Consider the following 15,700-nt stretch of genomic DNA (forward strand, 5'->3'; position numbering starts at 1 on the left):
TAATTTTTTTAGATTTCGGGTTTTGGACTTTTTTCACTTTCGGTAATTGGTTTATTCTCATCAACTGCTAGTTCGAGCGGATTGAGAATTAATATGATTCGTTCGCCGTGTTTAACAACTCCGGTAATTTCGTTGGTAAAAGGAGTGTTACCCTTTTTGGGAGGGGGTAGTATTTGATCATCATCGATGTTTATGAACTCCCTGGCAGAGTCAACTATCAGACCAAAACTACGTTCATTGCTGTAAATGTGAATAAGCCTGGTTTTTAGGTTGAAGTCTTTATTCGGGAGACCATATTTCTTGCGAATATTAATGGCAGGTATTACCTCGCCACGCGTCAAAACAATCCCCTCAACGTATTGTGGAGCGTTGGGGACAGGTGTAACCTTACCCATTACATCGAGCTGTTTTATTTGACTAATTGGAATTCCATAGTCAGTTTCATCCAGCTGAAATATTATGTATGATCCCATAGCTCTAATTTTAATTTAACCTAGTTTAATAGCTCATCAATTGAGATGATAAGTATAGGAATACCATTACCAAGCTCAGCAGCACCTTTAATGCCGGGAAGTTTAACTAAATCGTCGGTTAATGCCCTAACAACTATTTCCTTGACACCAATTATTTTATCAACACCAATAGCAACCAAATCGTTTTGGTTCTGAATAACAATAGCCACACCCTTTTTAGGTATGGCATGATTTTTATCGCCTTTTAGCAGTGCCGCAAGTGTGAATAACCTGATAGCAGTGTCGTGATAGGGTATAAGCAACGTTTTGCCATGTTTTTTAATATCTGTGGGGTCGATCATTATTACCTCAACCGCTTTGCTTTGTGGAATAGCATACACCTGTTCGTTACTTTTAACAAGTATGGCATCCATAATGGAAAGGGTAAGTGGTAACGTTAGAATAAAGGTTGTGCCTAATCCCTTTTGACTTTCAAAATCAATTGTGCCTCCTAGCTCGTCAAGTGTCTTCTTTACAATGTCCATTCCAACTCCACGCCCTCCAATTTTATCGGCCTTTTCACGACTCGAAAAACCTGGGGTAAACATGATTTTGAGTAGGGTTTGCTTGGTTTCCTGTTCTGTTTTGCTGATTATACCCTTAACTTTTGCCTTTTCAATTAGTTTATCTGTATCAATACCGGCACCATCATCGGTTATGTGAATGTAAATCTTATCATTGGCATTGAATGCTCTAAGCGTAATTGTTCCGGTTTCCGATTTGCCTGCCTTTTTACGCTCTGCTGGGCTTTCAATTCCATGACCTACAGCATTTCGTACAAGATGGAGTAGGGGGTCGGTAATCCTTTCAACTAGCATTTTATCAATTTCTGCATTGTTATCCTCTTTAACCAATTTTATGGTTTTCCCTAGTGTTTGAGCAGCATCCTGAGCAACAAATTGCATGCGATCAAATACCGATGATATGGGAATCATCCGTATTCGCATGATATTTTCCCTAAAAATCCGGAGCTGCCGCTCCATTTTCTGGTTCACCTCAACCAGCTTTACAGTAAGAGTGCTATCATATTGCTTCTCGAACTCTTTAGTTATTTCATCAAGCTGCGACCTGCTTATAACCAAATCGCCTAGCTGCGAGATTAGCTCCTCTATTTTATCAAGTTCAACACGTATTACACCTGCTCCAAGTTTAGCTGCTTTTGATTGCTGCTTCCCTTCCTCTTTTTCTTCTAATACCGTTGTCTTTACTGAGGTGGGAGTATCAACATCCACTCCCTCAGGTAGAATTTCTTTAAGTTTCTCGGCAGTCTCATGGGTGTTTAGCTCAAAAACGAACTTTACCTGCTTATCGGGAGTTATAGTTGGGCTTGCACTAATAATCTGACCAAGTTTAAATAATATCTCTCTTACTGAATTTACAGTAATATTTTTTTCACGTGCTTCGGGAGTTGAAACAAATGATACCGTATATGTCTTAAACTCACTATTTGATGTTGATGTAGAAACTTCTGGACTATCTTTAGTGTCAACCTTTTTTGGGGAGATGTGCTCTAGCTCATTTTTCAGATTGCTTATTATATCTTCTAGTCTTTTATTAAGATCTTCTGAAACATTTCCTTTTGCTTCTAGATTTTCTTCAATAATTTTTACTGCCTCAAATAACAGATTATATCCCTTTTTACTAACATTTAGCTGATTTTCGTAAAGAAACTTAAGGTAACTTTCGGCAGAATGACTCACATTTTCAACCAAATGAAAACTCATCATGGCAGAAATCCCCTTAAGGGTATGATAGAATCGAAGCAAATTGTTGATGCTTGCCTTAGAAAGGGTTTCGCCATTTGCGAGTTCTCTTTTAATGTTGCCGATAAGCTCGTCGCATTCAGCGTAAAAATCGGCTTCAAATTCTCTTAGGTCATCCACCATGATTTGCTACATGTTAAGTAATTTCTTAAGAGCGCTAACAAGTACTGCAGGTTGGAAAGGTTTTGAAATGAAACCGGCTGCACCTAAAGTGATAACTCTTTCTTTAATTTCATCGTCGTTCCGTGTGGTTAGAATTAATACGGGAGTTTTACTGCATGCCGGGTGCTGCCTTATAAACTCCAGCACCTCCACACCATTCATATCGGGCATATTTATATCAAGCACAACCGCATCGGGTTTTTGAAGGGTAATGGCTTCAATTGATTCAAGACCATTACTTGCCTCAATAAAGGTTGCATTGGGAATAGCCCTCAGCGATGCCATTACCATTTTTCTAATGGTGGGGGAATCGTCTGTAACAAGAATTAAAGGCATAGGCGTTTAGTTTTTGGCTTTTGTTTTAAAAATAAATCCTATCATTTTGTCAAATTCCGTAGGCTTTTCAAAGCACTTTAAACCGGTTTGTCTTTTTAAAAAAACTAAAGTTTCTTTATCGGTATTTGCATAGATTATAGCCTTAGTACCAGGGTAGTTGCTTTTAACGTGCCTTACTAACGAAACTCCACTTTCGTCAGGGAGGTTGATATCTGAAACTATTAAGTCGTAGCTTTGCATGGCTAAAAATTCATATGCTTCCGATGCGGTCATTGCTACCATCACATTAATTGATAAGCTGTTCATTTTTAAAGCTTTAACCAGCCGATTTAAATGCTGTACCGAACTATCAACCAGTAAAATATTCATCCCTCAAGCTATTTACTACAAATTTATAGTTGAGATTGCCGCTTGTAAATAGGATTCCGGATGATGTTTTTGTAGGATGTTTTTTTACATACATTAGGAATTTGTCCTACAAAACTTTTCCCAGGTCTTTGGTTTTTGAATTTGTGAAAGCGCTGTTACTTCTATTGTTATGTGAAGTGAAAATTCCGATTAACTACCTTTGCTATTTATAGGATAGGAACGATACTTTTAGTCATCTATTAATATTTGTATTTTGTATACAGATTCTATCTAATATGAGCCACGCGTTAACCTTTTATCTTTACTCTTTATCCTTTATCCTTATATTATTCCATTTTGCAGTGCAAAAAGCATTATCTGGGAGTTGTTTTTAAGGCCGGTTTTTTCAATAATCCGAGAGCGATGAGTACTTATGGTTTTTACGCTTAAGTTAAGCATCTGAGCAATCTCCGAGACTGTTTTGCCTTTTGCAATAAGAAGAAATACTTCGTATTCCCTATTCGATAGTATATTTAGAATCGTATTACTTACCTGTTTGCCTTGTGCTATATCGGTAAGCATTTCAACAAGTTCTGGGGTGATATATCTTTTACCGCTGAGTAACCTTTTAACAGCTCCAATCATTTCTACGGGGGGGGTATCTTTTGTGATATACCCATCGGCTCCCGATTTCACCATTCGCATGGCAAAATGGTTGTCGTTATGCATGGTAACAACCAGAATTTTTATGTTTGCATCAAAGCCCTTTATTTGTTCAATGGTTTCTATAGCATTTCCTTTTGGCATGGCTACATCGAGCAGAACCACGGTTGGCTTTTGTTCCAATGCAATTTTAATGGTTTCGGCATGGTTCTCTGCTTGCAGGATATCTATATCTGTCAAGTTTTCTTTAATCAGATTAGACAGCCCCTTTCTAACAATAGGATGATCATCGGCAATAAGTATTTTTACTATACCATTCATAATATGCTTACCTTAAAGGAATTGTACAGCTAATGGTTGTACCTTTAAGTGGCTCCGAAACTATTTCAATTTGGCCTCCCATTGCATTTACTCTTTCCCGCATTCCAAGCAGACCAAGTGAATGCTTCTTCTTTTTCTGTGTAGTATCGAAGCCCACTCCGTCATCGGATATGATAAGTTTAAGTGACTGCTTAAAGGGTAACACTGAAATACTTACGTTTTTTGCTTGCGCATGTTTCATTATGTTATTAAGAGCTTCTTGCACCACCCTGAATATAAATATCTTATCAGTTGAAGAAAATGTAAAGCTCTTTTGCTGGGGAAGTGTTAGCTTGATATTCGCATTAACCCTTTTGGTAAAGTTATTTACCAGCCATTCAACTGCAGGGAATAGACCTAAATGATCAATAATTGAAGGATGAAGTTCGGAGCTAAGTCGGCGAACTGTATTAATACATTCACCTGTCATGGCTAACATCCCTTTTAACGATTCTTTTGTTGAGGGCGTTCTTACCCTTTGTAAAAGCATGGTTTGTTCCAGTTTGAGTGCCGATAGTAGCTGACCAAGCTCATCGTGAATTTCAAATGCGATTTTTCTTCGCTCTTTTTCCTTTGCTTTAAGAATTTCTTTATTGAAATAGAGCGATTGAGATAGTTCCTCTTTATGCTTTTTCAGATCGGTTACCAGCTTTTCGTTAAAGCTAAGGAATGATGAGACATCCCATCCCATTCCAATGAGCTTATAAGGCTCCCTTGTTTCGGTTACCTTTACCTGTAATGATAGCTCAACCCAACGAAGTTCCTGTTTGGCAGTGAATACTCTTATAGGATAAGGAATTTCAATGCTAGTATCTTCCTCGCAATCTTTAATAAAATCAAGTATCAGGTTAATATCGTCGGAGATAAGATTATTGTTTTTATTGAATAACATTTCATTCAAGGAGTTGATATCCTTGCCTGTGAGTGTAAACAGCGAAGGGCTAATATCTTCAAATAACCTATTTTTAAGATCGATGCTAAACCAGAAGAATTTATTTGAGTTAAATGCCCTAAAATCAATCATTGCTGCTTGATGTTGGATTTTCATTTTGGTTTGTTGCATTTTGCGGAACAGTAAAGAAAAACTTTGTACCCTTACCAAGTTCACTTTCGGCCCAAATGGTTCCTCCATGTCGTTCTATTATTCTTTTTACTATTGCGAGTCCAGCCCCTGTTCCGGGAAACTCACTTTCGGTATGGAGGCGTTGAAATACACCAAATAGCTTGTTGTAGTATCTCATATCGAATCCCACACCATTGTCCGAAATACAAAACGTAAGCAGGTCTACTCCCTTAATACATGTAATAATAACTTCCGGGTTAGCATTTTTTCCGCTAAACTTTATGGCATTATCCAGCAGGTTATACCAAACCTGTTTCATCAGAACAGGATCGGCATAGTAGTTCGGTAAATTGTTAAAGGTGATTTGAGCTTTTTTATAGTTAGGGTTATTTATGTAGATTTCGTTAAGAATTGATTCGATTAGCTTACTTGTATCAATTGTGGAATGGGTAAGGTTTGCTCGGCTTGCACGCGAAAAACGAAGCAGCTCCTCAATTAGCTGGTTCATCTGTGTGGCGTTTGTCTTAATTACATTACAAATGCGCTTGCCTTCGTCATCTAGATTATTGGAGTGATCCTCTACAAGAATTTCTGTAAAACCATTTATGGCTCTGAGAGGTGCCCTTAGGTCGTGCGATATGGAGTAGCTAAATGCCTCCAACTCCTTAACGGCTCGTTCCAGCTGTTTAGTTCTCTCCACTACACGTTTCTCAAGTTCGGCGTTTAGCTTTCGAACCTCATCTTCAGCTTCTTTAACCCGTGTAATATCTTGTTTGGAATTCCACATCCTTAAGAACCTGTCGTTTTCAATGATACCCGACCAGCTATTAATAAAGTGTTTTATTTCGCTATGCTTGGTTATCTCTTTGGTTTCAACACCATGAATCTTATATCCATTTATAATAAACTGCCTCAAATGCTCAATGTTAACCTTTGAAAGCCTTGGGAATATCTGTCCTAGGCGCATTCCCTTTGCCTCCTCAGGCGATTTAATGTTGTGATTATCACAGAATGTTTGGTTACATTCGCCAACGTATGAATACTTATAAATATCATCAATTTGAGAATCCACATCCTTGGTTATATCGATTGGTTGCTCCAGCTCAAACAAACAAATTGCCTCGTTACTCAGCTCTATGTAATTTCTATATCTTTCCTCCAGATGGGCCAGTTCCTGGTTTATTCTTATAAGCTCAGTAACATCGCTTACCATAACATGTCGCGCAGGCCTACCTTTATAAGTGGTTTCGTGTGACGAAATGGTTACATGTTTTAAATTGCCATCTTTGGTTAAATGTTTCCATACTCCGGATTTCTGAAATTGCTCATTGTTAGACTTAATATTATCCAAAAGTTTAGGTACCTCATCTGCTGGTCTAATATCTCTTAGAGTCATTGATAGAAATTCCTCCTTACTGTAACCATACTCCTCTATGGCAGCATTATTGACCTCTAAAAATCTTAGGGTTTCCAAATCATAAATCCACATTGGGGTGGGATTTTCATCAAAAAGCAAACGGTACTTTTTTTCACTCTCCGATAACTTCTCTCGGAATTCCCAATTTTCATCCCGATTAAAAAGTAGTTTTGCAATTAATGCGGTAGTTAAGGGATAAATTAGCAGCACCGCCCACCAAATTGTTTTAAGGGTTCCCAATCTGAAATCTTTAGGTAGTAAAATCGTACAGCATAACATGATTATGTGAACAATCAAAGCAACTATAAAGATTTCGCCAATTCTCTTTTTTTCAATTATTTGAGGTCGAATCTTTCGCCAAGCTAAACCTATCAATGCTGATAAAACTATAACTGCAACTCCCATATACATTCCGTCTCCACCCAGTTGTATCCTGTAAAGTGCGGTTCCGAATAAAGCAACTAGGGTTGTTATGCCTCCAAAAAATAAACCCGAAATGGTGAGCATTACCGAGCGCGTATCGAATTGTATGTCATTTACATAAACCCACGGATTTCTCATTAACATTATCGCAATTCCAATAAGAAAAATCCCAATTACGATTTGCGGTAAAAGTTTACGCTTCTTATCGAGTTTTAACCATAAAAAGTCGTATAATACAGCAACACAAATAAGAAGTGCCGCATTTTCTAGTATTCCAAAAAAGACATTGTTTTGCATAATACCTTTCTAATAACGAATCCTATAAATTTAGTATAGTTTTTTCTCAATTTCAATTTTTGGGGAGTTTATTTAAAGCTACACAAATTAGTTTGTCGCTGATTATGTTATAGTAAATCGCTTAAGCAGCCTTTTTGGGGGGATTTTTCGGTGAGCTAAATAACCGAATAACACAATTTAGCAGCCATTATGCATAGAGTTACGGGTTGAAATTTGTAATTTTGCAGGCTAAAATTTCAAGGTGATGAATTTTGAGGATGAAGTAAAACGCCGTCGTACATTCGCAATTGTCAGCCACCCCGATGCGGGTAAAACGACTTTAACCGAAAAATTGCTCCTTTTTGGTGGCGCCATACATGTTGCCGGTGCAGTAAAAAGTAATAAGATTAAAAAGACGGCTACATCCGACTTTATGGAGATTGAGCGTCAACGTGGAATTTCTGTTTCCACATCGGTTATGGAGTTTGAGTATAAAGGATATAAGATTAACATACTTGATACACCTGGTCACCAGGATTTTGCAGAGGATACGTATCGTACGCTAACTGCGGTCGACAGCGTTATTATTGTTATTGACCATGCCAAAGGAGTTGAGGCACAGACTCGCAAGTTGATGGAGGTTTGCCGTATGCGCAAAACTCCGGTTATCATCTTTATAAATAAGCTCGACCGACCTGGAAACGATCCTTTCGATTTGCTCGATGAGATTGAAAAAGAGCTCCAAATCAAAGTTCGACCACTTAGCTGGCCAATTAGCCAAGGACCTTCTTTTAAAGGTGTTTACAATCTTTTTGAGCAAAAGCTTTTCCTCTTCTCCGATGAAAACAAGCAAACCGTTGCAAATGATGTTATTGAAATATCAGATGTATACTCTTCTGAGCTAGACCAATATATCACACCTTTTACCAAAAAGTTTTACGAAGAAATTGAGCTGGTAAAAGAGGTTTATCCCGAGTTTGATAGAAGTACATACCTAAGCGGCGAGGTGGCACCGGTTTTCTTTGGAAGTGCGCTAAATAATTTCGGTGTAAAAGAATTACTCGACTGTTTTGTCCAAATTGCCCCCCACCCGGGTGCAACAATTACCGATTCTCGAACGGTCTCACCATTTGAGCAAAAATTTAGCGGCTTTGTTTTTAAGATTTTTGCCAACATGGATCCCAATCATCGCAATAGAATTGCGTTTCTTAAAATCTGTTCTGGTCAATTTGAACGGAATGTCCCATATTACCATGTTCGGTTAAAAAAGAAATTACGTTTTTCAAGCCCGAATGCTTTTCTTGCAGATAAAAAGTCGATTGTAGAAAAAGCATACCCTGGCGACATTATTGGGTTACCTGACTCCGGAAATTTTAAATTAGGTGACACCCTAACCGAAGGTGAAGTTATGAATTTTAAGGGCATACCAAACTTCGCGCCCGAGCTATTCCGATATATTGAGAATGCCGACCCTCTGAAATACAAGCAGCTTGCTAAGGGTATTGAACAGCTCACCGACGAAGGAGTTGCTCAGCTTTTTACTCAAAAATCGAATGGACGTAAAATAATTGGTACTGTGGGCGCATTGCAGTTTGATGTTATAGAACACAGGCTTGAGCATGAGTATGGCGCTAAGTGTAGATGGGAACCTATAAACTTGCATAAGGCTTGTTGGATTGAGAGCTCTAATAAAACTCAGCTCGACGATTTCAGGATTAGAAAGTATAACAGCTTGGCTCTCGATAAGCACGGTCGTGAGGTTTTTCTTGCCGAATCGCCATACTCGCTACAGATGGCAATTGAAAAATTTACCGACATCAAGTTTCACTTCACCTCCGAGTTCTAAAATCTCATAAATCAACTTGCAGTTATGCTGTCAAACTTTAAATAAGTTCGACAGTTAATCGTTTAAATAAAGTCAGGATAATGAGGGGGTTTTCTCTTTATCCTATTTTTTTAATTCTTATTCTCTTTAAAAAAGTCAAAATACTGAGAATCGTCTCCGCAGTTATATCTCAAACCTTGAATAAATCTAGAATCCGTCATCACACCTATAGATTAACTCATAAAATTAAGCCTTGAACTTTAAACTTTTAACTATTAACATTTAACTTTTAACAATTAACTTTTAACTTTTAAACCCTGAATCCGTCCTAGCCGGACATAGCCTTAAACCTTGTCATGTCATGCTGAGCCTGTCGAAGCATCTCTTTCAGTGGAATATGAGGAAGTTAAATGAAGTTAGAGGAAGTTAGAGGAATGAATGACTCAGATGATTCTGAAATATTCAGAAGGAATCGGAATTTCATGTGACAATTCTTGAATCCGTCTTCGCCGGACAAATCTGAAATCTTGAACATTGAACTTTATCCTTGAACCTTTATCCTTGAACCTTTATCCTTGAACCATGCCTTGTCATGCTAAGCCTGTCGAAGCATCTCTTTCGGTGGAATATGAGGAAGTTAAATGAAGTTAGAGGAATTTAAAAGAATGAGTCGGAATGAACCGGAAAATTTAAGTGGACATATTTGTTTTTCCTCATGTATGCCTCTGTGAATTCCTCCGTGTAACTCTGTGGTGTAAAAAATAGAATGCAGACGCTTCAAATAAACAAACTCGCTTAACAATTAACGATTAACATTTAACTTTTAACTATTAACTTTTAACTTTTACTTAAACTAAATTCCTGCTATTCTGAACATCTCCCCTTAGTTTTTTCACGCAAACGTTTACGTTAGATTTCATGGGGGATTCAGGAGGTATTTGAGTTTTTGAATACAATTTTTTTTCATCACTTACAACATCCTTTCGTAATCGTTTGAAATGCTAGTTACGTGTTCTAAAAGCCTTATTTTACAAGGGTTTTAACAATCTTTTATCCTTTTTTTAAAGTATTTTTTAATCTATTTTTGAACAACTACAAAATACAGTGTTTTATGGCTAAAAAACCTAAACTTAGTTTTTGGCAGATTTGGAACCTCAGCTTTGGATTTTTAGGGGTTCAGGCTGGATTTGCCTTACAAAATGCCAATGTTTCTCGCATACTTTCAAACTATGGTGCCGACCTGCATCATCTTTCATTTTTTTGGCTAGTTGCGCCAATAATGGGGCTTATAATTCAACCATGGGTAGGGGCGGCAAGTGATAGAACCTGGACTCGAATGGGGCGTCGTAAGCCTTTTATATTTGGTGGTGCCATTGCTGCAGCCTTAGGCATGTTCTTTATGCCTAACTCACATATCGCTATGGCTATTATACCTCCTGTAGTATTTGGGGCTATTATGCTTGCACTTATGGATGCCTCGTTTAATGTGACTTTCCAGCCATTTCGCTCTTTGGTTGCCGACATGACTCCCGATGAGCAAACAAATACTGGCTACTCAATACAGACACTTCTTATAAATTTAGGAGCTGTAATTGGCTCATTTCTCCCTTTCGTTTTAACTAATTGGCTAGGTGTTGAAAACACAGCACCAGAAGGTAGTGTTCCGCCATCGGTAATTTGGTCGTTCTATATTGGTGGCTCAATACTACTTGTTTCTGTCCTTTGGACTGTTTTTACCACCAAGGAGTATAATCCAGAAGAGTTTAAGCAATACAATTCAACACCTGAGAGTAGTGTTACTGAGAAGCAAAGCTTTTGGCAAACTCTTATGTCAATGCCTGGCATTATGGGTAAACTTGCAGTAGTACAATTCTTTTCGTGGTTTGCCCTTTTTGCCATGTGGGTTTACACAACTCCTGCAGTGGCCCAGCATATATGGGGTACCGCTATTGGCGATTCTTCGACATCGGCTTATAACGAAGCTGCTAACTGGGTAGGTGTACTTTTTGGCCTATACAGCGTTTTTGCAGCTCTATTTTCAATCTTTCTCGATAAAATAGCCAATTCCTTAGGGCGCGTAAAAACTTATTCACTCTCACTTCTGCTTGGCGCAATTGGCTACTTGTCGATGTATATATTTACAGGACAATATGCGTTAATTTTTTCAATGGTTGGCGTTGGTATTGCTTGGGCTGCAATTCTTGCTATGCCATACGCAATTCTAGCGCGATCGCTCCCTGCCGATAGAATGGGGGTTTATATGGGAATCTTTAATATAACTGTTGTTGTGCCCCAAATTGTTAGCGGGTTATTACTCGGAACAATTCTCAAGTTTGTATTTCACGAAAAGGCTATTTATATGATTGTACTAGCAGGTATTTCAATGTTGCTTGCCGCTATTAGTGCAATTCTTTTTGTTAAAGAAACAAAAGCAGTATGATGAATAGTATAAAGGCTTGCATTTTCGATTTAGATGGGGTTGTAGTTGATACGGCAAAGTATCACTACCTTGCTTGGAAACGTTTGGCCAATGAGCTAGGATTTGAGTTCACCGAGCAGCATAACGAAAGGCTCAAAGGCGTTAGCCGTATGCGTTCCCTTGAAATTCTGCTTGAGGTTGGAGGAATATCTCTCCCAGATAATGAGATGGAGAAGTTAGCCTCAAAAAAGAATGCATGGTACGTTGAGTATATTCAGAAAATGACCCCAAGCGAAATACTTCCTGGTGCTAAGGAACTTCTTGAGGAGCTTAGAAGCAATGGCATTAAGCTTTCGCTTGGTTCAGCAAGTAAAAATTCTCCCCTGATACTTGAACGTATCGGATTAAAAAATCATTTCGATGCTATTGTTGATGGTAATTCTGTAACAATTGCAAAGCCTGCCCCTGATATTTTTCTAACAGCTGCTAATAAACTTGGCGTTGAGCCAGAAGAATGCGTGGTATTTGAAGATGCTGAGGCTGGTATTGAAGCTGCAATTAATGCTAAGATGCGTACGGTTGGAATTGGAAATCCACAGATACTTAATCGTGCCGATGTGGTAGTGCCTAATCTAAAGGATTTTACATATAGTAAGTTAGTTGAAATATTTAAAAAATAAAACGATATGAACCCTTATCTTAAACACGACGAGTGGTGCATCATTGAAGAAGGATTTGTTCCTGAAAATACTCGAGCTTCTGAAAGTATTTTCAGTATTGGCAATGGTGCAATGGGACAGCGTGCTAATTTCGAGGAGAAGTTCACTGGCAGCACCCTACAGGGAAGCTATATTGGTGGCGTATATTACCCCGATAAAACCCGAGTTGGATGGTGGAAAAATGGCTACCCTGAATACTTTGCCAAGGTAATTAACTCTACAAACTGGATTGGTATCAACGTCATTGTCAATGGTGATGAGCTCGATTTAGCCAAGTGTAAGGTCGACGAATTCCGAAGAGTGCTTAACATGAAGGAGGGATACCTGGAGCGCTCATTTATAGCTGAAATGGAGAACGGGATAAAACTTGCCGTAAAGTCAACCCGATTCCTTAGCATGGTCGATACTGAGCTTGGCGCAATACGTTACTCTGTTAAACCATTAAATGCCGATGCTACAATCGAACTACGCCCTTATCTTGATGCCGATGTTCGAAACGAGGATTCAAACTATGGCGAAAAATTCTGGGAGGTAGTTGATACTAGCTGCACCCCTAAAATAAGCTACATTGTTAGTCGCACTAAAAAGCTTGATTTTCATGTAGGCCACGCCATGCGCAATTTTATTGCCTTAAATGGTAATATTGAGCACATTCAGCCAGAAGTCAACTCCTCAGCTATGTATGTTGAAAATATTTTCAAGGTTGAGGCAAAAGCTGGCGATGAGGTTACCCTTTATAAGTATGCAGCAGTTATTTCTAGCCTAAATCACGAAAAAGGTTCTTTTCCTAAAGTACTTGATAAGCTTATCGATGTAGCTGTTTCTAAGGGCTTTGACAAGATGCTGCAAGAGCAAAGTGATGCTTGGGCTGATATTTGGAAACACAGTGATATAACCATAGAAGGCGATGTTGCTGCTCAGCAAGGCATTCGTTTCAATATTTTCCAGCTAAGTCAAACCTATACTGGTAAAGATGAGCGTTTAAACATTGGCCCTAAAGGATTTACTGGCGAGAAGTATGGCGGTTCAACCTATTGGGATACCGAAGCATACTGCCTGCCATTCTACATGGTAACACACGGTCAAAAGGTTGCCCGTCAGCTGCTATTATATCGATATAAACAGCTCGATAAAGCAATAGAAAATGCTCAAAAATTGGGCTTCACCGGTGGTGCTGCTCTTTACCCTATGGTTACCATGAATGGCGAGGAGTGCCACAACGAGTGGGAAATAACCTTTGAGGAGATTCATCGTAATGGTGCTATTGCTTTCGCAATATACAACTATGTTCGCTATACAGACGACAAGAGCTATCTGGTTCACTTTGGCCTTGAAGTACTTATAGCTATTGCTCGTTTTTGGGCTCAGCGTGTAAACTTCTCGCAGGAGAAAGGTAAATACGTGATGCTAGGTGTTACCGGGCCAAACGAGTACGAAAATAATGTTAATAATAACTGGTACACAAGCACCATAGCTTGCTGGTGCATGGAATATGCCGAAGAAACGATTAACTATGTAAAATCAGCTGATCCGGCAAAGTACAAAGAGTTGGCTGAGGCTATTAAATTCGACGAGGCCAAAGAAGTTGAGAAATGGCGTGACATTAGGAACAACATGTTCTTCCCTTTTGATGAGAAACTTGGTATCTTCTTACAACAGGAAGGATATATGGATAAGGAGCAGATATTGGTTAAGGACTTGGATCCCGAGGAACGACCATTAAACCAAAAGTGGAGCTGGGACCGAATTCTTAGGTCGTGTTTCATAAAACAAGCCGATGTGCTTCAAGGTCTATACTTTTTAGAGGATCGTTACGATACCGAAACCATCAAACGTAATTTCGACTTCTACGAGGCACGTACAGTACACGAGTCATCGCTCTCACCTTGCGTTCATAGCGTACTTGCATCTCGTATAGGAAATGTTGATAAGGCTTATGAGCTATACTTGCGAACAGCCCGCCTTGATCTTGACGACTATAACCGTGAGGTAAAGGAAGGTTTGCATATTACAAGTATGGCAGGTACTTGGATCTCCATTGTTGAAGGTTTTGGTGGTATGCGTGTAAGAAACGGCATGTTAACCTTTAATCCACTAATTCCCGATAAATGGAAATCCTACAGTTTTAAAGTTTGGTTCCGCGAAAATATTCTCAAAATTGTTGTTTCGAGCACTCAAATAACAATCTTTAACGAGAGTGAAAGCTCGCTCACAATAAAAGTTTATGGTGTTGAGCATAAAGTTCCTGGTTCAAGTTCTATTAATGTTCCGGTTCAAAAACAGCTTTTTTAAGCCTTAACTAAAAAAGTTTACCTTTGTGTTGGAATTTAAATAAGTAGATATGAAAAGATTTAAACCAGGTGTTATTACCGGAAAAGAATTGCAGGAACTATTTGCTATCGCAAAAGCTGAACAATTTGCATTACCTGCTGTAAATGTTACTGGAACAAATACAATGAATGCTGTGCTTGAAACTGCTCGTGAAGTGGCTTCGCCAGTTATCATTCAATTCTCGAATAGTGGTGCATCGTTTGTTGCTGGAAAATCCTTATCAAATGATGCACAGCAAGCAAGCATTCTTGGAGCCATTAGTGGGGCTAAGCATGTTCATCTCTTAGCCGAAGCATATGGCGTGCCCGTTGTGTTACATACCGATCATGCTGCAAAAAAGCTTTTACCCTGGATTGATGGTTTGCTTGATGCTGGCGAAAAGCATTTTCGTGAAACAGGTAAGCCATTGTTTAGTTCGCATATGCTCGACTTATCAGAGGAGCCTATAGAAGAAAATATCGAAATTTGTAAGCGATATCTAGAGCGCATGTCAAAAATGGGCATGACCCTCGAAATTGAACTTGGTGTAACAGGCGGCGAAGAGGATGGTGTTGATAATACAAATGTTGAAAGCTCTAAGCTTTACACCCAACCCGAGGAGGTAGCCTACGCTTACGAGGAGCTTATGAAGATAAGCCCAAACTTTACCATTGCTGCTTCATTTGGCAATGTTCATGGCGTTTACAAGCCTGGTAATGTGGTTCTTAGTCCGATTATCTTGAAAAACTCTCAGGAGCTAATCAAACAAAAGTTTGGCACAAACGATAAGCCAGTAAACTTTGTATTCCATGGTGGAAGTGGCTCAGAGAAAGAAAAAATTACTGAGGCCATAAGCTATGGAGTTATAAAGATGAATATCGATACCGACTTGCAATGGGCATTCTGGGAGGGAATCAAAAACTATTACGAGGCTAAAAAGGATTACCTTCAAGGTCAAATCGGTAACCCCGACGGCGACGATGCACCTAATAAAAAGTATTACGACCCACGTGTTTGGCTACGCAAAGGCGAAGAGTCTATTGTTGCTCGACTTAAAGAAGCCTTTGCCGATTTAAACGCTATTGGTCGTGGATAGCATAAAGT

Annotated in this window: 12 protein-coding genes; 5 read left to right on the forward strand and 7 right to left on the reverse strand. The window is 38.9% G+C overall.

Annotated elements, in window-relative coordinates; genetic code table 11:
* Nucleotides 1-8 precede the first annotated feature (8 nt).
* The 7 genes from FHG85_RS06645 to FHG85_RS06675 all read right to left on the reverse strand — a co-directional run bounded on the left by FHG85_RS06645 (nt 9) and on the right by FHG85_RS06675 (nt 7,344).
* Nucleotides 9-473, reverse strand: coding sequence for a chemotaxis protein CheW (locus FHG85_RS06645; RefSeq protein WP_173074221.1), 465 nt, complete (start codon nt 471-473; stop codon nt 9-11).
* A gap of 20 nt (nt 474-493) precedes the next feature.
* The gene (locus FHG85_RS06650) at nt 494-2,398 is read right to left on the reverse strand and encodes a chemotaxis protein CheA (protein WP_173074223.1); all 1,905 of its coding nucleotides are present in this window, start codon (nt 2,396-2,398) and stop codon (nt 494-496) included.
* A 6-nt stretch (nt 2,399-2,404) separates the two neighbouring features.
* The gene (locus FHG85_RS06655; protein ID WP_173074225.1) at nt 2,405-2,773 is read right to left on the reverse strand and encodes a response regulator; all 369 of its coding nucleotides are present in this window, start codon (nt 2,771-2,773) and stop codon (nt 2,405-2,407) included.
* Between the two features lie 6 nt (nt 2,774-2,779).
* Nucleotides 2,780-3,142, reverse strand: a complete 363-nt coding sequence (locus tag FHG85_RS06660; RefSeq protein ID WP_173074227.1) for a response regulator — start codon at nt 3,140-3,142, stop codon at nt 2,780-2,782.
* Nucleotides 3,143-3,463: 321 nt separating this feature from the next.
* Nucleotides 3,464-4,105: a response regulator gene (locus FHG85_RS06665; RefSeq protein ID WP_173074229.1), complete on the reverse strand. Its 642-nt coding sequence runs from the start codon at nt 4,103-4,105 to the stop codon at nt 3,464-3,466.
* A gap of 7 nt (nt 4,106-4,112) precedes the next feature.
* On the reverse strand, nt 4,113-5,192 hold the full coding sequence (locus FHG85_RS06670; protein WP_173074231.1) for a sensor histidine kinase: 1,080 nt from the start codon (nt 5,190-5,192) through the stop codon (nt 4,113-4,115).
* A complete protein-coding gene (locus tag FHG85_RS06675; RefSeq protein WP_173074233.1) occupies nt 5,161-7,344 on the reverse strand; it encodes an ATP-binding protein in 2,184 nt (727 codons plus the stop codon). The genes FHG85_RS06670 and FHG85_RS06675 overlap by 32 nt, the downstream gene beginning before the upstream one ends.
* 244 nt (nt 7,345-7,588) lie before the next feature.
* Here FHG85_RS06675 and FHG85_RS06680 point away from each other — a divergent pair, with 244 nt between their 5' ends.
* From FHG85_RS06680 to fbaA, 5 genes are all read left to right on the forward strand, one after another.
* Nucleotides 7,589-9,169, forward strand: a complete 1,581-nt coding sequence (locus FHG85_RS06680; protein WP_173074235.1) for a peptide chain release factor 3 — start codon at nt 7,589-7,591, stop codon at nt 9,167-9,169.
* A 1,090-nt stretch (nt 9,170-10,259) separates the two neighbouring features.
* Nucleotides 10,260-11,588, forward strand: coding sequence for an MFS transporter (locus FHG85_RS06685; protein ID WP_173074237.1), 1,329 nt, complete (start codon nt 10,260-10,262; stop codon nt 11,586-11,588).
* Nucleotides 11,585-12,247 carry a beta-phosphoglucomutase gene (gene pgmB / locus FHG85_RS06690; protein ID WP_246249171.1) on the forward strand — a complete coding sequence of 221 codons (663 nt, stop codon included), beginning with the start codon at nt 11,585-11,587 and terminating at the stop codon, nt 12,245-12,247. Before FHG85_RS06685 ends, pgmB begins: the two co-directional genes overlap by 4 nt.
* Before the next feature lie 6 nt (nt 12,248-12,253).
* Nucleotides 12,254-14,578, forward strand: a complete 2,325-nt coding sequence (locus FHG85_RS06695) for a glycoside hydrolase family 65 protein (RefSeq protein WP_173074239.1) — start codon at nt 12,254-12,256, stop codon at nt 14,576-14,578.
* Between the two features lie 49 nt (nt 14,579-14,627).
* Nucleotides 14,628-15,692, forward strand: coding sequence for a class II fructose-bisphosphate aldolase (fbaA, locus tag FHG85_RS06700; RefSeq protein WP_173074241.1), 1,065 nt, complete (start codon nt 14,628-14,630; stop codon nt 15,690-15,692).
* The last annotated feature ends 8 nt before the right edge of the window (nt 15,693-15,700 follow it).

It is taken from the genome of Tenuifilum thalassicum (assembly GCF_013265555.1).
In the GTDB taxonomy this organism is placed as follows: domain Bacteria; phylum Bacteroidota; class Bacteroidia; order Bacteroidales; family Tenuifilaceae; genus Tenuifilum; species Tenuifilum thalassicum.

Coding starts and splice junctions, on each gene's coding strand:
- FHG85_RS06660 (WP_173074227.1), bottom strand. CDS start 3,142: ATGAATATTTTACTGGTTGATAGTTCGGTACAGCATTTAAATCGGCTG.
- FHG85_RS06680 (WP_173074235.1), top strand. CDS start 7,589: ATGAATTTTGAGGATGAAGTAAAACGCCGTCGTACATTCGCAATTGTC.
- FHG85_RS06675 (WP_173074233.1), bottom strand. CDS start 7,344: ATGCAAAACAATGTCTTTTTTGGAATACTAGAAAATGCGGCACTTCTT.
- FHG85_RS06650 (WP_173074223.1), bottom strand. CDS start 2,398: ATGGTGGATGACCTAAGAGAATTTGAAGCCGATTTTTACGCTGAATGC.
- FHG85_RS06655 (WP_173074225.1), bottom strand. CDS start 2,773: ATGCCTTTAATTCTTGTTACAGACGATTCCCCCACCATTAGAAAAATG.
- FHG85_RS06645 (WP_173074221.1), bottom strand. CDS start 473: ATGGGATCATACATAATATTTCAGCTGGATGAAACTGACTATGGAATT.
- FHG85_RS06685 (WP_173074237.1), top strand. CDS start 10,260: ATGGCTAAAAAACCTAAACTTAGTTTTTGGCAGATTTGGAACCTCAGC.
- fbaA (WP_173074241.1), top strand. CDS start 14,628: ATGAAAAGATTTAAACCAGGTGTTATTACCGGAAAAGAATTGCAGGAA.
- FHG85_RS06695 (WP_173074239.1), top strand. CDS start 12,254: ATGAACCCTTATCTTAAACACGACGAGTGGTGCATCATTGAAGAAGGA.
- pgmB (WP_246249171.1), top strand. CDS start 11,585: ATGATGAATAGTATAAAGGCTTGCATTTTCGATTTAGATGGGGTTGTA.
- FHG85_RS06665 (WP_173074229.1), bottom strand. CDS start 4,105: ATGAATGGTATAGTAAAAATACTTATTGCCGATGATCATCCTATTGTT.
- FHG85_RS06670 (WP_173074231.1), bottom strand. CDS start 5,192: ATGAAAATCCAACATCAAGCAGCAATGATTGATTTTAGGGCATTTAAC.